Source organism: Telluria sp. RT2P19, from assembly GCF_059685725.1.
In genome coordinates, this window is the sequence record NZ_JCASIL010000001.1 from 188,059 (window position 1) to 206,191 (window position 18,133).

The window sequence follows — 18,133 nt, forward strand, 5'->3', positions numbered from 1 at the left end:
TTTGATTGCCAGTTTCAATCGTATCCCCGGCATCGAATTCACGGCCCATCTCGAGGCGAAGAACAACAATATTGCGATCGCCCTGCGCAATATGATGCTCAACGCGGACGCCGCCGACCGCCAGAAGCAGCGCGAACAGATCATGGCGTCGCGTGGCGCCATGGCCGAGGCGCTGGCCAAGCTGGACAAGATCATTGCCACACCACAGGGACGCGAGATCCTGGACCGGATGACCAGCGCCAGCGACCGCCAGGTGACCGGCCAGGACACATTGCTCAAGCTGGTCGCCGCCGGCGACGAGGAAGGCGCGGACCTACCTGACGCGCGAACTGCGCGCGGTGCCGGCGCAACTCAAGGTCGCCAATGCCGAGCAGGTCAGGCTGCAGAAGGGACGCAGCGAGCAGGCAGGCATCGATGCCGAAAACACCTGTCGCAGCACAATCTGGCGGATGTCGATCGTGGGCGTGCTGGTGCTGCCCGGCGCGCTGTACGAAACGGCATCGTCGATGGAAGAACTGACCTCGACCGTCAAGCAGGATGCCGACAATGCGCGCCAGGCCAACATGCTGGCCGAATCGGCGTCGAACGTGGCCGCGGGCGGCGGTCACGTCATCCAGCAAGTGGTAAACACCGTGGACCAGGTCGACGCTTGCTCGCACAAGATCACCGACATCATCGGTGTCATCGACGGCATCGCCTTCCAACGAATATCCCGGCGCTGCACGCGGCGGTCGAAGCGGCGCGCGCCGGCGAGCAGGGCCGCGGCTTTGCCGTGGTGGCCAGCGAAGTGCGCAACCTGGCCCAGCGCTCGGCGGCCGCGGCCAGGAAAGCAGGGGAATGATCGGCGAACCGAGTTCCGCATCGATGCCGCCCAGGCCAATGCGACGGCGCAGCCAGCCGCTCATGCGCGCAAGGGCGTGCGCGTGGCGGTTGCAGGTCCCGCCGTGGCTGCCTTCCAGGCGACGTGCAGGGGCGCGAAGCAAAGATCAGCGGCATGCAAACAAAAAAACCGGCAAGCCGAAAGGCTTGCCGGTTTTTTCATGCGGTTCGCACCGGGTGGCGGGCACCCGGCTTGAGGCAGCGTCGATTAGAACGAGTGACGCAGGCCGACGTTGTAGGCCTGAGGATCCGAACCGAAGGCGGTTGCCGGCAGGCCGATGGTGCCTGCCGACGAGGTCAGCGAGAACACGCCGGTGCCGTTGTTGCGCAGCTTGGCGTACGAAGCATACACGTTGGTGCGCTTCGACAGGGTGTAGGTGTAGGCCAGGGTGATTGCCTTGCCTTCAGCATCGCCCAGTTCCTGCTCTTGCTGCTGGTAGTTCAGGTAGACGCGGCTGGCGCCGAAGCCGTACGACACGCCGGCGTTCATCTGCTCGTACTTGTTCTCGATGCGGTTGGCGAACTCCGGCTCGGCAGCCAGGTAGCCGGCGCGCACTTCGAAGCTGCCGAACTTGTAGCCTGCGCCCACGGCGTATTCCTTGGTGTCGCCCGATGGCAGGTCTTCCTTGTTCTGGTAGCCGGCGCCGATGTAGAAGCCCGCGTTCGCGTATTCCAGCGCCACGCCGGTGACGTCGCCGGTGTCCTGGGTGGCGGTTTCGTTACGCTCGCCCGCGCCGTAGGCCGCACGCAGGGTGAAGCCGTTCAGGGCGTTGCTCTGGTAGTTGACCGAGTTGTCCAGGCGACGGGTCAGGCGGTTGGTGCCGAAGGCTGCCAGGTTGGTGCCGTAGAAGCCCTGGCCCAGGATGTCCGATGCGCCGGCGACGGCAGCGATCGGGCCGTATTCACGGCCGACGGTCACGGTACCGAAGGCGCCTTGCAGGCCGACCACGGCGCGGCGGTCGAACAGGCGCGAGTTGGTCGCGCCGGTATCGGCGCTGATGGCGGCTTCGATGTTGAACAGCGCCTTCAGGCCGTTGCCCAGGTCTTCGGTACCGCGGAAGCCGAGACGGCTTGCCGACTGGGTGCCCGACGACACGACGGTGCGGCTGCTTTCGCCTGGCGCGTCGTTGTTTTCGACGCCGATCGAGGCGTCGATCATGCCATACATGGTAACGCTGGTTTGTGCCTGGGCGACCAGCGGCAGAGCCGACACGAGGGCGATGGCAAGAATTTTGTGCTTCATGGATGTCTCTCCAGTGTTTGTTTGTGAAATAGCCTATTCATGATGACATGCCAGACGGACATTTGTCATCGGTCGACATCCAATCGGAACGGGGTCGAAACCCCCAATTGACAAGTGCGAACAAGAGTTTTTTGACACCGGTTTCATAGGAGAAGCCTGTCGTGGCGGGGCATGTTCGGAGGGCGTAGGGTCAGAAGCACAGCTTGCGAACATTGCCAATAATAAACTTATTGCGTTGCAATAACGCCACATTTTCACCATTGACATCTGCTGCAATGCGCAATAACAGTGCGCGCCGACGCCTGGTATGGCTGGAATGCCGTGCTGTTGCTGCGTGCATATATAAGGCTGGAAGGCATTGCTCGAGTGGAACTCGCCTCCTCAACTATGCGCTCTTGCACTATGCTTATGCGCTTTTTGCACCGCAGTAGTGCAGTGCCTCCGGAGAGACTTCAAGTGTTGATGCAAAACGCTTGACAGTAACGTCGATACATAAATCGGTATCGGAACGCCGGAAAAATTGATTGGAACGTTCTCAATGCAAAGCCTACCATTACCGTCAAGCATGTAAAAAATACAGCCGGATAACGGCATATAACGACAAAAAGGAGACATATGAAACGGTATGCACCGGGCTTTGCTGCGCCTGCACTTTCCCGCACTTCCCGTCAACGCTTCGCCCTGCGCGCCACCGTCGCCGCCCTTGCCGGCGCGGGACTGCTGAGCGCCACCACCGTCGGTGCGCAGGAAGTCGTCCCGTCCGACACCGCCGCGGCGAGCGCGCCGTCGAACGCCGAAAACAACGCCTCCCGCGCCCAGGCCGACAGCAGCGCGTCGGTGGTGACCGTCACCGGCACCCGCCAGGCGGCCCAGAGCGCCCAGAACATCAAGCGCAACGCCGAGCAGGTGCTCGACTCGATCGTCGCCGATGATATCGGCAAGTTCCCCGATAAAAACGTGGCCGAGATCCTGGGCCGGGTGCCGGGCGTGCAGGTGATCCGCCAGAACGGCGAAGCCGGCAACGTCGTGATCCGCGGCCTGGGCGGCATCAAGACCCTGTACAACGGCCGCGAGATGTTCACCGCGGCCGGCCGCAGCCTGTTCCTGGCCGACGTGCCGGTGGCGATGCTGCAGCGCGTGGACGTCTACAAATCGCAGGGCGCCGACATGGTCGAAGGCGGCACCTCGGGAGTGATCGACGTGCGCACCAACCGTCCGTTCGACTTCAAGGGTGCGCAGGCGGCCATCAATGTGCGCGGCGAACACCGCGACAAGGCCGACAAGATCGACCCGAACATCTCGGGCCTGCTGTCGAACCGCTGGAAGAGCGGGATCGGCGAGATCGGCGTGCTGGGCGGCCTGTCCTACCAGCGTGGCCGCTACCACGACGAAACCGCCTTCGTCGGCGAACCGCGCACGCTGGATAATGGCGTGATCGGCGCCCCGTCGATGGGCCGCGTGATGTCCAACGGCGACCGCGAGCGCCTGGCCGGCAACCTGTCGCTCCAGTGGCGCGTGTCGAAGGACCTCGAGGTGTATGCCGAGACCTTCTCGACCCGCATCGAGCACGACTCGCAGAGCAACTTCTTCGTGGGCGACCTGCCGATCAACAATCCGGGATCGACGGTGACGACGATGCCGGGTACGAACTACCTGGGTTCGATCAGCAATCCGAACGTGAATACCTTCACCCTGAGCTCGACCCAGGCGCGGCGCGAAATTTCCGAGTCGCACCAGGCGGCGGTCGGGGCGATCTGGAAGGCGGCGCCCGGCGTGCGCGTGAGCACCGAACTGGTTCGCACGATCAGCAAGCACAATATGAAGAACCCGATCCTGGACACCGTCATGGACCGCTCCAAGGCGATCAACGCCGAGGTGCGCGACGGCGGCGGCTACCTGGAATACCCGGGTACCGACATGACCGATCCGGCCAACTGGACCATGTTCGCCCTGTTCGACAACCACAACCGCTCGCGCGGCGCCGCCAACGACTGGCGCGGCGACGTCGCCTGGACCCCGGAAGCCGACGGCTTCTTCAAGGAAGTCAGCGCCGGCGTGCGTTACGCCGAGCGCGACGCGAACTTCGTTCACGAGCTCAACGGCCACTCGCCGGCGCCGAACCTGTGGTCGCCCGACGCGATCAGGGTGACCGACTTCCCCGGCCTGAACTGCACCAGCGCCAAGACCGGCGGCAACTACGGCATGAACCAGTTCTATGCGCCGTGCATGGACTACCTGCTCGACAACACCGGCGATATCCGCCAGGCGATCCGCGGCGACCGTGATCCGCGGCCGGACAATCCGCAATCGTTCTTCTCCGACCAGGAGAAGACCAGCGCGGTCTACCTCAAGACCAACTTCGGATTCGACGCCTGGTCGCTGCCGATCGACGGCACCGCCGGCGTGCGCTATGTGAAGACGAAGCAGCGCATCAGCGGTTACTCGGCGCGCGACGGCGTCCTCTCGCCGATCACCGTGTCGTCCACCACCAACGACGTGCTCCCGAGCCTGTCGATGCGCGCCCACTTCAGGCAAGACCTGATCGGCCGCCTGTCGGCCAGCAAGGCGATCGAGCGCGCGCCGTTCGCCGACTACAACCCGGGCCTGGCGCTGTTCCCCTCGACCACCACCACCCTGGCGACCGGCACCGCGGGCAACCCGGACCTCAAGCCACAAGAGTCGCGCAACGTCGACGTCGCCCTGGAATGGTACTTCGCGCCGGCCGGCTCGATTACCGGCACGCTGTTCCAGCATGACTATGACAACTATCTGCGCCGCAGCGCGCGGCCCGAAGTGCACGATGGCGACACCTATAACGTCAGCCGTCCGTACAACGCGGTCGAGGGCAAGCTGAAGGGCGCCGAGCTGGCCTACCAGCAGTTCTACACCCAGCTTCCGGGCTGGCTGGGCGGGCTGGGCATGCAGGCCAACGTGACCTGGATGGACGGTGGCCTGGCGGAAGCCGACGGCACCATCAATACCTTCGCCGGCATGTCCAAGCTGTCGGCCAATCTGGTGGGCCTGTATGAATACGGCAAGTGGTCGGCGCGCCTGGCCTACAGCTGGCGCGACAGGTTCACCGCCGAGTACAACTACCGCGCGCTGCCGTACAACATCGTGGTCGATCCGCTCAAGACACTGGACGCCTCGGTCTCGTACAAGCTGACCGACAACCTGACGCTGACGCTCGACGGCAGCAACCTGCTCGACCAGTCGTACCACGATTACCACAGCGTGCCGCAGCTGCCGCGCGACGTGCGCCGCTACGACCGGGTGGTGGGCCTGGCCCTCAGGTGGCGTAACTGAGTGGCGCAACCGGTTGTTCTTGACATGTAGTTGAAGTGCCAAGGGGCGCTGCGCGGATTTTCCGCCAGTGCCCCGGCTTGTCTGGATTGGATGGTGAAACGTGCAAACTCAAAAACTCTCGACCCTCGAAAAAGTCGGTTTCGGCGCCGGCGACATGGCGCTCAATGTGGTGATCTCGTCGATGATGTTGATCATCACGTTCTTCTACACCGATATCTACGGCCTGCGCACGGTCGACCTGGCGGCCCTGTTCGTCGCGGTCAAGGTGGTCGGCGCGATCGCCGACCTGGCGATGGGGCAGGTCACCGACTCGGTGCTGACGCGCTGGGGGCGCTATCGTCCCTGGCTGCTGCTGCTCGCGGTGCCGTACGGCCTGTCCGTTTTCCTGGTGTTCTCGACCCCCGACTGGAGCTATGACGCCAAGCTGGTCTGGGCTTACTCGACCTACATCCTGATGACGCTGATGACGGCGGGCGTGGGCATCCCGTACATCTCGCTGATCAGCGGCCTGACCTCGGACCCGAAGCAGCGCCTGTCGGCCAACGGCTACCGTTTGTTCTTCGCCAAGGTCGGCGCCTTCATGGTGACCATCGTGGTGCCGATCCTGGCCAGCGAGTGGGGCGGCGCCAATCCGGCGGCCGGCTACCAGGCCGCGATGGCCGTGATGGCGGCGGTGGGCGTGGCCTTGTTCGTGTTCTGCTTTTTCACCACCACCGAGCGCGTGGTGCACAAGGTCGAGAAGCAGCCACTGATGGACCAGGTGCGCGTTCTGATGAAGAATGACCAGTGGCTGATCCTGTGCGCGGTCTGCGTGACCGGCACCATTGGCTACGTGATCCGCGGTTCGGTGGCGATCTACTATGCCAAGTACTACCTGGGCGGCGACACCGCGACCGTGTCGGCGTTCCTGTCGACCGGCGTGGCGGCGGCGATCCTGGCGATGGTGGTGTCCACCTGGACCACCAAGTTCTATTGCAAGGTCAAGCTGTTTCGCAATTCGCAGATCATGGTCGCGGTGCTCAGCCTGATGATCTATTTCCTGGTGCAGCCGGGCGACATGGTGCTGGCCTTCGTGCTGTACTTCATGCTGTCGCTGGTGGTCGACCTGCATGCACCGGTGTTCTGGTCGGCGATCGCCGAGACCATCGACTACGGCCAGGTCAAGACCGGCAAGCGCGTCTCGGGCTTCGCCTTCGGCGGCATCTCGGTGTGCCAGAAGGCCGGCATGGCCGTCGCCGGCGGCATGGTAGGGGTGCTGCTTGACTACTTCAATTACCAGCCCAATCAGGAGCAATCGGCGCTGGCGCTGCAGGGCATCGCCCTGATGCTGTCGGTGATTCCCGGCTTCTTCCACTTCCTGATGGGCGTCCTGATGTTCAAGTACCGGATCAGCGACGATTATTACAGCACCGTCAAGGAAGACATGCGCGCCCAGGGGTATGCGACGACGTGATGCGTGCACAGACTGAACGCGTGGACGGCGAAGCCGTCCACCCCACGGCGGTGAGCGGGGAGCCGTCCACCCCGCGGCAGTGAGTGGAGGCGGCCATCCCACGGCGGTGAGCGGGGAGCCGGCCATTCCACGTAGGGTGAGCGGGGGAGCCGGCCATTCCACGTAGGGTGAGCGGGGGAGCCGGCCATTCCACGTAGGGTGAGCGGGGGAGCCGGCCATTCCACGTAGGGTGGGCGGGGGAGCCGGCCATTCCACGTAGGGTGGGCGGGGGAGCCGGCCATTCCACGTAGGGTGGGCGGGGGAGCCGGCCATTCCACGTAGGGTGGACGGGTTCCCCGTCCACGCGGTGATAAGCAAATTTTGAATAGAGAATAACGATGCAAGAAACCATCATCAAACCCCTGATCGAACAACGCGCCGATCCATATATCTACAAGCACAGCGACGGTTATTACTACTTCACCGCCTCGGTCCCGCTCTACGACCGCATCGAACTGCGCCGCGCCACCAGCATCGAAGGCCTGGCCAGCGCGCCGACTGTCGACGCCTGGCACAAGCCGGAAACCGGACCGTATTCCGAGCTGGTATGGGCGCCCGAGCTGCACTTCAACCAGGGCGCCTGGTATGTGTACTTCGCCGCCGCCCCGAGCCGCGACATCAAGCACAAGCTGTTCCAGCACCGCATGTACGCGATCCGCAACACCAACGCCAATCCGCTCGAAGGCGAGTGGGAGTTCATGGGCCAGGTCGACACCGGCATCGACAGCTTCTGCCTCGACGCCACCACCTTCACCCACAAGGACCAGCTGTACTACCTGTGGGCCCAGAAGGACTACGAGATCGAAGGCAACTCGAACCTGTATATCGCGCCGATGAAGACGCCGTGGCAGATCGAGGGCGAGCCGATCCTGCTCAGCAAGCCGGAACACGACTGGGAAACCATCGGCTTCTGGGTCAACGAGGGCCCGTCGGTATTGCGCCGCAACGGCAAGATCTTCATCAGCTATTCGGCCAGCGCCACCGACCATAACTACGCCATGGGCCTGCTGTGGGCCGACGAGGACGCGGATCTGCTCGACCCGGCCTCGTGGACCAAGTCGGCGCAGCCTGTCCTGCGTACGTGCTACGATCACGGCATCTACGGCCCGGGCCACAACAGCTTCACCTACGCCGAGGACAACGATACCGTCATGCTGGTCTACCACGCGCGCACCTATACCGAGATCGTCGGCGATCCGCTCTGGAATCCGGACCGCCACACCTTCGTCAAACCGCTGCGCTGGGACGATCAGGGCATGCCGGTGTTCGGCCGTCCGTCCACCTATTGATGACATCCTGAAGGAGTCGAGCACGTGCAAACCGGTATCACGCAAGCGCCGTTCGGCCAGCTGCCCGACGGCAGGGCCATCACCCAGTTCACGCTGACCAATGCCAGGGGCATGGTGGCGAAGATCATCGACTACGGCGGCGTCATCACCGAGCTGCATGCGCCCGACCGCGACGGCAACTTCGCCGACGTGGTGCTGGGCTTCGATACGCTCGAACCCTACACCACCGACAGCCCGTATTTCGGCGCGCTGATCGGCCGCTACGGCAACCGTATCGCGCAGGGGCGCTTCACGCTCGACGGCCAGCAGATCCAGCTGCCGGTCAACAACGGCAACAACCACCTGCACGGCGGGCCGGATGGTTTCGACCGGGTCAAGTGGGACGCCACGGTCGATGGCGCCAGCCTGCGCCTGACCTATCGCAGCGTGGACGGCGAGATGGGCTATCCGGGCAACCTCGATGCGACCGTCGTGTACACGCTGACCGACGACAACGAGCTGGTGGTGTCCTTCCACGCCGTCACCGACAAGGCGACGCCGGTCAACCTGACCCAGCACAGCTACTTCAACCTGGCCGGCGATGGCGACATCCTCGGTCATATCCTGACCATCGAGGCCGATGCCTTCGTGGCGATCGACGCCGAAGCGATCCCGACCGGGGAACTGACGCCGGTGACGGGTACGCCGTTCGACTTCCGCAAGCCGCGCCCGATCGGCGAGCGCATCGGCCAGCCGGACAAGCAACTGCGCCACGGCGGCGGCTACGACCACAATTTCGTGCTCAACAAGCCCGATGCCACAACCAGGGACAAGACGCCAAGCCTCGCCGCGCGCGTGTGCGAACCCGCATCGGGCCGCGTGCTCGAACTGTGGACCCAGGAGCCGGGCGTGCAGTTCTACAGCGGGAACTTCCTCGACGGTTCGCTCGCCGGCAAAGGCAGGGCTTACCAGCACCGCAGCGGCTTTTGCCTGGAACCGCAGCACTTCCCGGATTCGCCGAACCAGCCGCATTTCCCGGATGCGATCCTGCGTCCGGGCGAGGTGTACCAGACCGAGTCGCGCTTTCGATTCCTGGTGGAGCACGACGCGTGATGGACGTGCTGATCGACGCCGGGCACGAGCTCGGCGAATGCGTGCTGTGGTGCGAGCGCACGGGCCGGCTGCTGTGGACCGACATTCCGGCCGCCACCCTGTGGTCGTACTCGCCGGCGAGCGGCCGCACCGTCAGCTGGACGATGCCCGAGCGCCTGTGCTGCTTCGCCCTGACCGGCAGCGACGACCGCCTGCTGCTGGGGCTTGCGTCTGGCCTGGCCTTCTTCACTTTCTCGACCGGCAAGGTCACGCGGATCTGCGACGTCGAAGCCGATAACCCGTCGACGCGCCTGAACGATGGACGCTGCGACCGCCAGGGGCGCTTCGTGTTCGGCATGTTCAACCAGGACCAGAATCCGAAACGGGCGGTGGGCGGCTTCTATCGCCTGAATCTCGACCTGTCGCTCGAATCGCTGCCGCTGCCGAAGGCGGCGATCGCCAACAGCATCTGCTTCAGTCCCGACGGGCGACGCATGTATTTCGCCGACTCGCAAGAGAAAGCCATCCAGTACGCCGACTACAACCCGTGCAGCGCCGAGGTGGGGCGGGTGCATGCCTTCGTCGCGGCCGATGCCGCGCCGGGCGAGCCGGACGGGTCGACGGTCGACGCCGACGGTTATTTGTGGAGCACGCGCTGGGGAGCAGGGCAGGTGGTGCGCTTCGCACCGGATGGGCGGCTCGACCGGGTGGTGGAGCTGGCTGCGCCGCAGCCGAGTTGTCCCGCCTTCGGTGGCCCCGACCTGTCAACCTTGTTCGTCGCCAGCGCCCACCTGGGCATGACCGGCAAGGACCGCGAAGCGGCGCCGCTTTCCGGCGCGGTGTTCGCCACATCCCTCGACGTGCGCGGCTTGCCGGAAGCGCGCTTCCTGCACCGCTGATCAATTCGGTCTGATGTGGGTGTGGACGGCACCGTCCACGCCCTATGCCCGCGTCCATACCCCGCGACTCCGATATATAAAACGGTATCAATCCTGCCTAAAAATTGATTGGAAAGTTATCTGGCCGATCTTTACTATTACTTCCAGTAATCAGGAGACATGGGCAGAAGCAAAATGCTTCGCCCAGCTAAGAATAGACAGGGAGAAATACATGTCCGAGGAAAAGAAGAAAACGCCGTTGCGTTCTGCGGCGTGGTTTGGCACGCAAGACAAGAACGGGTTCATGTACCGTAGCTGGATGAAAAACCAGGGCATTCCCGATCACGAATTCCAGGGCAAGCCGATCATCGGCATCTGCAATACCTGGTCCGAGCTTACCCCCTGCAACGCCCACTTCCGCAAGCTGGCCGAACACGTCAAGCGCGGCATCCTGGAGGCCGGCGGTTTCCCGGTCGAGTTCCCGGTGTTCTCGAACGGCGAATCGAACCTGCGTCCGACCGCCATGCTGACCCGTAACCTGGCGTCGATGGACGTCGAAGAGTCCATCCGCGGCAATCCGATGGACGCCGTCGTGCTGCTGGTCGGCTGCGACAAGACCACGCCGGCCCTCCTGATGGGCGCGGCCAGCGTCGACCTGCCGACCATCGTCGTCACCGGCGGCCCGATGCTCAACGGTAAGCTGAACGGCAAGGACATCGGTTCCGGCACCGCCGTCTGGCAGTTGCACGAGCAGGCCAAGGCCGGCGCCATCACGATGCACGAATTCCTGTCGGCCGAGGCGGGGCACTCGCGTTCGGCGGGCACCTGCAACACGATGGGCACCGCCTCCACCATGGCCTGCATGGCCGAGGCGCTGGGCACTTCGCTGCCGCACAACGCGGCGATTCCCGCAGTGGATGCGCGGCGCTACGTGCTGGCCCATATGTCGGGCATCCGCATCGTCGAGATGGTGCACGAAGACCTGCGCCTGTCGAAGATCCTCAAGCGCGAGAACTTCGAGAACGCGATCCGCGTGAACGCGGCGATCGGCGGCTCGACCAACGCCGTGATCCACCTGAAGGCGATCGCCGGCCGCGTCGGCGTGCCGCTCGAACTCGAAGACTGGACCCGCATCGGCAAGGGTACGCCGACCGTGGTCGACCTGCTACCGTCGGGCCGCTTCCTGATGGAAGAGTTCTATTATGCCGGCGGCCTGCCTGCCGTCATCCGCCGCCTGGGGGAGGGCGACCTGATTCCAAACAAGGACGCGCTGACCGTCAACGGCAAGTCGCTGTGGGAAAACTGCGTCGATGCGCCGATCTACAACGACGAAGTCGTGCGCCAGCTGGACAACCCGCTGATCGCCGATGGCGGCATCTGCATCCTGCGCGGCAACCTGGCGCCGCGTGGCGCCGTGCTGAAACCGTCGGCTGCGTCGCCGCACCTGATGAAGCACCGCGGCCGCGCGGTGGTGTTCGAGGACTTCGATCACTACAAGGAGCGCATCCTCGATCCGGACCTGGACGTGGACGAGCACTGTGTGCTGCTGATGAAGAACTGCGGTCCGAAGGGCTATCCGGGCATGGCCGAAGTGGGCAATATGGGCTTGCCGCCGAAGCTGCTGGCCAAGGGCATCACCGACATGGTGCGCATCTCGGATGCGCGCATGAGCGGCACGGCGTATGGCACCGTGGTGCTGCACGTGGCGCCAGAGGCAATGGCCGGCGGCCCGCTGGGCATCGTGCAGGATGGCGACATGATCCAGCTCGATTGCCATGCCGGCTCGCTGAACGTCGAGCTGACCGATGAACAGATCCAGGCGCGCCTGGCGGATCGGGCCGAGAGAACCAAGCCGGTGCAGCATAGCGGTTACCAGCGCCTGTACCTCGATCACGTGCTGCAGGCCGATGACGGTTGCGATTTCGACTTCCTCGTCGGTTGCCGCGGGTCGGCGGTGCCCAAGCATTCTCATTGATGTGATCTGGACGCGTGGACGGTGAGCCGTCCACCCTACCCGACGCATCGTGGGTGGGCAGGTTTGCCGCCCAACGTGACACATCGCGGGGTGGGCGGGTTCCGCCCAACGTGATACATCGTGGGGGGGCGGGTTCCGCCCAGCGTGACACATCGCGGGGTGGGCGGGTTCTGCCCAGCGTGACACATCGTGGGGTGGGCGGGTTCCGCCCAGCGTGACACATCGCGGGGTGGGCGGATCCCGCCCAACGTGACACATCGTGGGGTGGACGGGTTCCGCCCAACGTGAAACATCGTGGGGTGGGCGGATCCCGCCCAGCGTGACACATCGCGGGGTGGACGGGTTCCGCCCAACGTGACACATCGTGGGGTGGGCGGGTTCCGCCCAACGTGACACATCGTGGGGTGGACGGGTTCCGCCCAGCGTGAAACATCGTGGGGTGGGCGGGTTCCCCGCCCACGCGTTCAAGCAACACTCGCCCGGCCGCACTGCACGCCGGCGCCACCAATACAAATACAGGAGACCAGAACCATGCTGCTCGTCCAATTCCAGACCGAATCGCAAGAACGCCGCGTCGGCATCCTGCAACAGTCCACCATCCGCGTCATCGACGGCTACACCACCACGATCGAGCTGGCGCGCGCCGCTATCGCCCAGGGCAAGAGCCTGGCGCAGCTGGCCGACGCCGCCGCCGGCGCCGACCAGGTCGAGTACGACGACCTTGCTGGCGCGGGCCGCATCCTGGCCCCGATCGACCACCCGGACGCGGCCCACTGCTACGTCACCGGCACCGGCCTGACCCACCTGGGCAGCGCCGACGCGCGCGACGCCATGCACAAGAAGATCGGCGGCGATATCGCCGCACTGAGCGACAGCATGAAGATGTTCCGCATGGGCGTCGAAGGCGGCAAACCGCAAACCGGTACCCCTGGCGTGCAGCCGGAATGGTTCTACAAGGGCGACGGCTCGATCGTGCGCGCCACCGGCCAGGACCTCGACATGCCGGCCTTCTCGCTCGACGGTGGCGAAGAGCCGGAGATCGCGGGCCTGTACCTGATTGGTGACGACGGCCAGCCATACCGCCTGGGCTACGCGATCGGCAACGAATTCTCGGACCACGTCACCGAACGCCAGAATTACCTGTACCTCGCCCACTCCAAGCTGCGTAGCTGCGGCCTGGGCCCGGCGCTGCTGGTCGGCGAACTCCCGAGCCACGTGGCCGGTGTGTCGCGCATCGTCGGCGCCGACGGCCAGGTGCGCTGGGAGAAGAGCTTCGTCAGCGGCGAGCAGAATATGTCGCACACGCTGGAAAACCTCGAATACCACCACTTCAAGTACGGTCTGTTCAAGCGCGCCGGCGATGTGCACATCCACTTCTTCGGCACCGCCACCTTGAGTTTTGCCGATGGTGTCCAGGTCCAGGCCGGCGAGACCTTCGAGGTCGAGTCGCCCGCCTTCGGCCCGGCCCTGCGCAACCGCCTCGCCGTCCTCGATACCCCTTACGTGAAAGTGAAGACCTTATGACCATCACCGGCGAAGCCATCATCGACGGCGTCCAGGAACGCGGCGCTGCGGGATCGTTCCAGGCCTGGGACCCGACCCGGCGCGCCTACCTGGAACCCAGCTTCCACATGGTCACGCCGGAGCAGATCGACCGTGCCTGCGCCTCGGCCGGCGCGGCGTTCGACACTTTCCGTGCGACCACCGACGAGCAGCGCGCGCAGTTCCTCGACACCGTGGCCGAACAGATCCTGGCCATCGGCGACGAACTGATCGAACGCGCGATGCTGGAAACCGGCCTGCCGCGCGTGCGTCTCGAAGGCGAGCGCGGACGCACCGTGGGCCAGCTGCGCCTGTTCGCCACCCTGCTGCGTGAAGGTTCGTGGAACGATGCGCGCCTGGATACGGCGCTGCCCGAGCGTAGCCCGCCGCGTCCCGACCTGCGCATGCGCCTGATCGGCGTCGGCCCGGTTGCTGTCTTCGCGGCCAGCAACTTCCCGCTCGCGTTCTCGGTCGCCGGCGGCGACACCGCGTCCGCTTTCGCCGCCGGTTGTCCGGTGGTGCTCAAGGCCCACTCGGCGCATCCAGGCACCTCGGAACTGGTCGGCCGCGCGGTCACCAAGGCGGTGGCGCAGTGCGGCCTGCCGGCCGGCGTGTTCGCGCTGTTGACCGGCACGGGCAACGGCATCGGCCAGCGCCTGGTCGCGCATCCTGCGATCCAGGCCGTGGGCTTCACCGGTTCACGTTCGGGCGGCACCGCGCTGATGGCGGTCGCCGCTGCGCGCAAGCAGCCGATCCCGGTGTACGCCGAAATGAGCAGCATCAATCCGGTCTTCATCCTGGCGCAGGCGCTGGCCGCGCGCGGCGAAGAGATCGGCAAGGGCTTCGCCGCGTCGCTGACGCTGGGCGTCGGCCAGTTTTGCACCAATCCCGGCCTGGTGCTGGCGATCGACGGCGCTGGCCTGGACACCTTCGCCAAGGCGGCCAGCGAGGCGCTGTCCGCCTCGCAGAGCGCGGTCATGCTCAACCAGGGCATCGCCGACAGCTACCGCAAGGGCGTCGACGCGCTGGCAGGCAACGAGGCCGTGACGACGCTGGCACGTCTCGACCACCAGGAGGGCAAGGGCGGAGCCGCGTTCTTCCGCACGACGGCCGACGAATTCCTGAAGCGTCACGAATTGCACGATGAAGTGTTCGGCCCAGCCTCGGTGCTGGTGGTGTGCAAGGACGCCACCCAGATGCGCGACGTGGCCGAGGTGCTGGAAGGCCAGCTGACCGCGACCCTGCAGATCGACGGCGGCGACATCGACGCGGCCAAGGCATTGCTGCCGGCGCTGGAACGCAAGGTTGGCCGCATCCTCGCCAACGGTTATCCTACCGGCGTCGAGGTGTCGACGGCGATGGTGCACGGCGGGCCGTTCCCGTCGACGGCCGATGGCCGCAGCACCTCGGTCGGCACCGGGGCCATTCAGCGCTTCCTGCGCCCGGTGTGCTACCAGAACCTGCCGGCCGAACTGCTGCCGGAGGTCCTGCGCGACGGCAATCCGCTGGGCGTCTGGCGCCGGCGCGATGGTGCGCTGACCAAAGAATAAGACGCGAACAGGACGTAGGCACAAGAATAAAGATGGAGACAAGCATGGAACAGATGGCGAACTACCCCAGCCTGCGGGGCAAGCGGGTATTCGTGACGGGCGGCGGCACCGGGATCGGCGAAGCGATCGTGCAGGCCTTCGTGGAGCAGGGCGCCGCGGTGGCTTTCGTGGATATCGCGCAGCAGGCCAGCGAGGCGCTGTGCGCGCGGCTGGCGGCGGCGGGCCACCAGGCGCCGCTGTTTCGTCATTGCGACATCACCGACATCGCGGCGCTGCAGCGCACGATGGCCGAGCTGGCGTCGCAGCTGGGCGACTTCGATGTGCTGGTCAACAATGCGGCGAACGACCAGCGCCACGACATCCAGGACGTCTCGCTCGACTACTGGAACGAGCGCATCGCCATCAACCAGCGTCCGATGTTCTTCACTTGCCAGGCGGTGCTGCCCGGCATGAAGAAAAAGGGCGGCGGCTCGATCATCAATTTCAGCTCGATGTCCTGGCATGCCAAGGGCGCCGGCTATCCGGTGTACGCCACCACCAAGGCGGCCGTGATCGGCCTGACGCGCAGCCTGGCGCGCGACCTGGGCCCGTTCGGCGTGCGCGTCAATACGGTGACGCCCGGCTGGGTCATGACGCAGCGGCAGATCGAGCTGTGGGTCGATGACGCGGCCGAAGTCGAGATCAAGAAGGCGCAGTGCCTGCCGGGTAAATTGATGCCGGACGATGTCGCGCGCATGGTGCTGTTCCTCGGCGCCGATGACAGCAAGATGTGCACGGCGCAGGATTTCGTCGTGGATGCCGGCTGGACCTGATCGCTCACGCTCGGGTATCGCGTCACCCAGCGTTCCCGCCCACTCGAAACAACGTCATTCCCGCGCAGGCCTGCGCGGTCGCGCGGCGATCCAGGTTTCTCGGCATATCGAGCAAAACTGGGTACCCACGGGGCCGCCGAGGCCTGCGCGGGTACGACGGTCCTGGAGTTTGCCATGACTGCATACAGCCGCATCGCACTGCTCGTTCTTGGAACCATCTGCGCGCAGGCGCACGCCGTACCCCTTGCCAGCCCTGACCGCCACGTCGCGGTCGATATCGCCGTCTCGCCCGCAGGAGTGCTGACCTATTCCGTCAGCCGCGACGGCAAGCCCGTCATCCTGGAATCGCGCCTCGGCATCGCAGTCGGCAGTGGCGACCTGACCAAGGGTCTGAAGCTGACCAACAGCTCCCCGGTCAAGCCGATCGAAGACCGCTACGAACTGGCCACCGCCAAGAAACGCCATATCACCTACCGCGCCAACGAGCAGACCCACACGCTGCGCAATGCCCAGGGCCAGACGATGGACGTGACCTTCCGGGTCTCGAACGACGGCGTCGCCTTCCGCTACCGGGTCGCCGGCCAGAACCTGAAGTTTGTCCGCGAATCGACCAGCTTCGCCTTCGACAAGTCGACCAGGGCCTGGCTGCAGCCGATGTCGGTCGCCCAGACCGGCTACGCCAGCACCAACCCGTCCTACGAAGAGCACTACCAGCGCGAAATCCCGGTCGGCACGCCGTCCACGCTGGGCGCCGGCTGGGTGTTCCCGGCGCTGTTTCGCAGCGGCGACACCTGGATCGCGCTGACCGAAGCGAACCTGGACGGCAGCTTCCACGCTTCGCGCCTGCACACCGGCTCGCCCGGCGGTGTCTACCACCTGGACATCCCGGCCAAGCCCGAGGTATTCACGAACGGCGCGCTGCTGGCCGAGTCCACCGGCGACATGCTGACCCCGTGGCGCATCATCGCGCTCGGCAGCCTTGCCACGCTGGTCGAATCGACCCTCGGCACCGATCTTGCCGCGCCCGCCATCGCCTTCGACAAGGCGAAGATCCAGCCCGGCCACGCAGCCTGGAGCTGGGCCCTGCTGAAAGACGACGGCACCTACTTCGACATCCAGAAGCAGTTCGTCGACTTCGCCGCCGACATGGGCTGGGACTATGCGCTGGTCGACGCCGGCTGGGACCGCAAGATCGGCGACGCGCGCATGCGCGAGCTGGTCAGGTACGGGCAGGCGAAGAAGGTCGGCATCCTGGTCTGGTACAACTCGTCCGGCGCCTGGAACGAGACCGAGTACAGCCCCAAAGGGGCCCTGCTCACCCGCGAGGCGAGGCGGCGCGAGTTCGCACGCCTGCGCGACATGGGCGTCAAGGGCGTCAAGGTCGACTTCTTTGCCGGTGACGGCAAGTCGATGATCGCCTATTACGTCGACATGCTCACCGACGCAGCAGACGCGGGCATGCTGGTGAACTTCCATGGCGCCACGCTGCCGCGCGGCTGGTCGCGCACCTTTCCCAACCTGATGACGGTGGAGGCGGTACGCGGCTTCGAGTTCACCACCTTCGCGCAGAAGGACCAGGACGCGATGCCGCCGCACGCCGCCATGCTGCCGTTCAGCCGCAACCTGTTCGACCCGATGGACTACACGCCGCTGGCCTTCGGCGACATCCCGAATATCAGGCGCGTCACGCGCAACGGCTTCGAGCTGGCCGAGTCGGTGCTGTTCCTGTCCGGGATCCAGCACTTCGCCGAGCGGCCCGAAGGCATGGCCGGCGTGCCCGATTATGTGAAGAACCTGCTGCGCGAGCTGCCGCGCAGCTGGGACGATGTGCGCTTCATCGACGGCTACCCGGGGCGCTACGCCGTCATCGCCAGAAAGAGCGGCGACAGCTGGTATGTCGCCGCATTCAATGCCGACGGCGCCGCGCGCACCGTCGAGCTCGACCTGTCCTTCCTGGACGGTCGCAGCGGAATGCTGGTCGCCGACGGCGACGGCGACCGTGACTTCAGCCAGGGCCCGATCAAGGCCGGCAAACAGAGCATCACCATCAAACCGCGCGGCGGCTTCGTCGCAGTGTTCAAGTAAAACGCAATAAC

11 protein-coding genes and 2 pseudogenes are annotated in these 18,133 nt (G+C 65.1%); 12 read left to right on the top strand and 1 reads right to left on the bottom strand.

The annotated features are described in order from the left end of the window. Position 1 precedes the first annotated feature (1 nt). Both AC56KW_RS00750 and AC56KW_RS00755 read left to right on the top strand, forming a co-directional pair. Positions 2 to 250: pseudogene (locus AC56KW_RS00750) on the top strand (MCP four helix bundle domain-containing protein); the annotation flags it as partial. 232 nt (positions 251 to 482) lie between these two features. After that, positions 483 to 829: pseudogene (locus AC56KW_RS00755) on the top strand (methyl-accepting chemotaxis protein); the annotation flags it as partial. 258 nt (positions 830 to 1,087) lie between these two features. On the opposite strand, the gene AC56KW_RS00760 reads toward AC56KW_RS00755, so the two are convergent. After that, complete coding sequence (locus tag AC56KW_RS00760) at positions 1,088 to 2,122, bottom strand: porin (RefSeq protein WP_497168824.1); 1,035 nt, start codon at positions 2,120 to 2,122, stop codon at positions 1,088 to 1,090. Positions 2,123 to 2,737: 615 nt separating this feature from the next. On the opposite strand from AC56KW_RS00760, the gene AC56KW_RS00765 reads away from it, so the two are divergent. The 10 genes from AC56KW_RS00765 (at position 2,738) to AC56KW_RS00810 (ending at position 18,122) form a co-directional block, all read left to right on the top strand. Then, positions 2,738 to 5,428 carry a TonB-dependent receptor gene (locus tag AC56KW_RS00765; RefSeq protein WP_497168825.1) on the top strand — a complete coding sequence of 897 codons (2,691 nt, stop codon included), beginning with the start codon at positions 2,738 to 2,740 and terminating at the stop codon, positions 5,426 to 5,428. Positions 5,429 to 5,528: 100 nt separating this feature from the next. After that, positions 5,529 to 6,881, top strand: coding sequence for an MFS transporter (locus AC56KW_RS00770; RefSeq protein ID WP_497168826.1), 1,353 nt, complete (start codon positions 5,529 to 5,531; stop codon positions 6,879 to 6,881). A 377-nt stretch (positions 6,882 to 7,258) separates the two neighbouring features. Continuing rightward, a complete protein-coding gene (locus AC56KW_RS00775) occupies positions 7,259 to 8,209 on the top strand; it encodes a glycoside hydrolase family 43 protein (RefSeq protein ID WP_497168827.1) in 951 nt (316 codons plus the stop codon). Between the two features lie 24 nt (positions 8,210 to 8,233). Then, a complete protein-coding gene (locus AC56KW_RS00780) occupies positions 8,234 to 9,301 on the top strand; it encodes an aldose epimerase family protein (RefSeq protein ID WP_497168828.1) in 1,068 nt (355 codons plus the stop codon). Further along, on the top strand, positions 9,301 to 10,179 hold the full coding sequence (locus tag AC56KW_RS00785) for an SMP-30/gluconolactonase/LRE family protein (protein WP_497169066.1): 879 nt from the start codon (positions 9,301 to 9,303) through the stop codon (positions 10,177 to 10,179). Before AC56KW_RS00780 ends, AC56KW_RS00785 begins: the two co-directional genes overlap by 1 nt. Positions 10,180 to 10,390: 211 nt before the next feature. Continuing rightward, positions 10,391 to 12,133 carry an IlvD/Edd family dehydratase gene (locus AC56KW_RS00790; RefSeq protein ID WP_497168829.1) on the top strand — a complete coding sequence of 581 codons (1,743 nt, stop codon included), beginning with the start codon at positions 10,391 to 10,393 and terminating at the stop codon, positions 12,131 to 12,133. Between the two features lie 531 nt (positions 12,134 to 12,664). After that, positions 12,665 to 13,657: an AraD1 family protein gene (gene araD1, locus AC56KW_RS00795; protein ID WP_497168830.1), complete on the top strand. Its 993-nt coding sequence runs from the start codon at positions 12,665 to 12,667 to the stop codon at positions 13,655 to 13,657. Beyond that, positions 13,654 to 15,225: an aldehyde dehydrogenase (NADP(+)) gene (locus AC56KW_RS00800; protein WP_497168831.1), complete on the top strand. Its 1,572-nt coding sequence runs from the start codon at positions 13,654 to 13,656 to the stop codon at positions 15,223 to 15,225. The genes araD1 and AC56KW_RS00800 overlap by 4 nt, the downstream gene beginning before the upstream one ends. Positions 15,226 to 15,269: 44 nt before the next feature. Then, positions 15,270 to 16,037: an SDR family NAD(P)-dependent oxidoreductase gene (locus AC56KW_RS00805; RefSeq protein WP_497168832.1), complete on the top strand. Its 768-nt coding sequence runs from the start codon at positions 15,270 to 15,272 to the stop codon at positions 16,035 to 16,037. 174 nt (positions 16,038 to 16,211) lie between these two features. Then, positions 16,212 to 18,122, top strand: coding sequence for a glycoside hydrolase family 97 protein (locus AC56KW_RS00810; RefSeq protein ID WP_497168833.1), 1,911 nt, complete (start codon positions 16,212 to 16,214; stop codon positions 18,120 to 18,122). Positions 18,123 to 18,133: the final 11 nt, after the last annotated feature.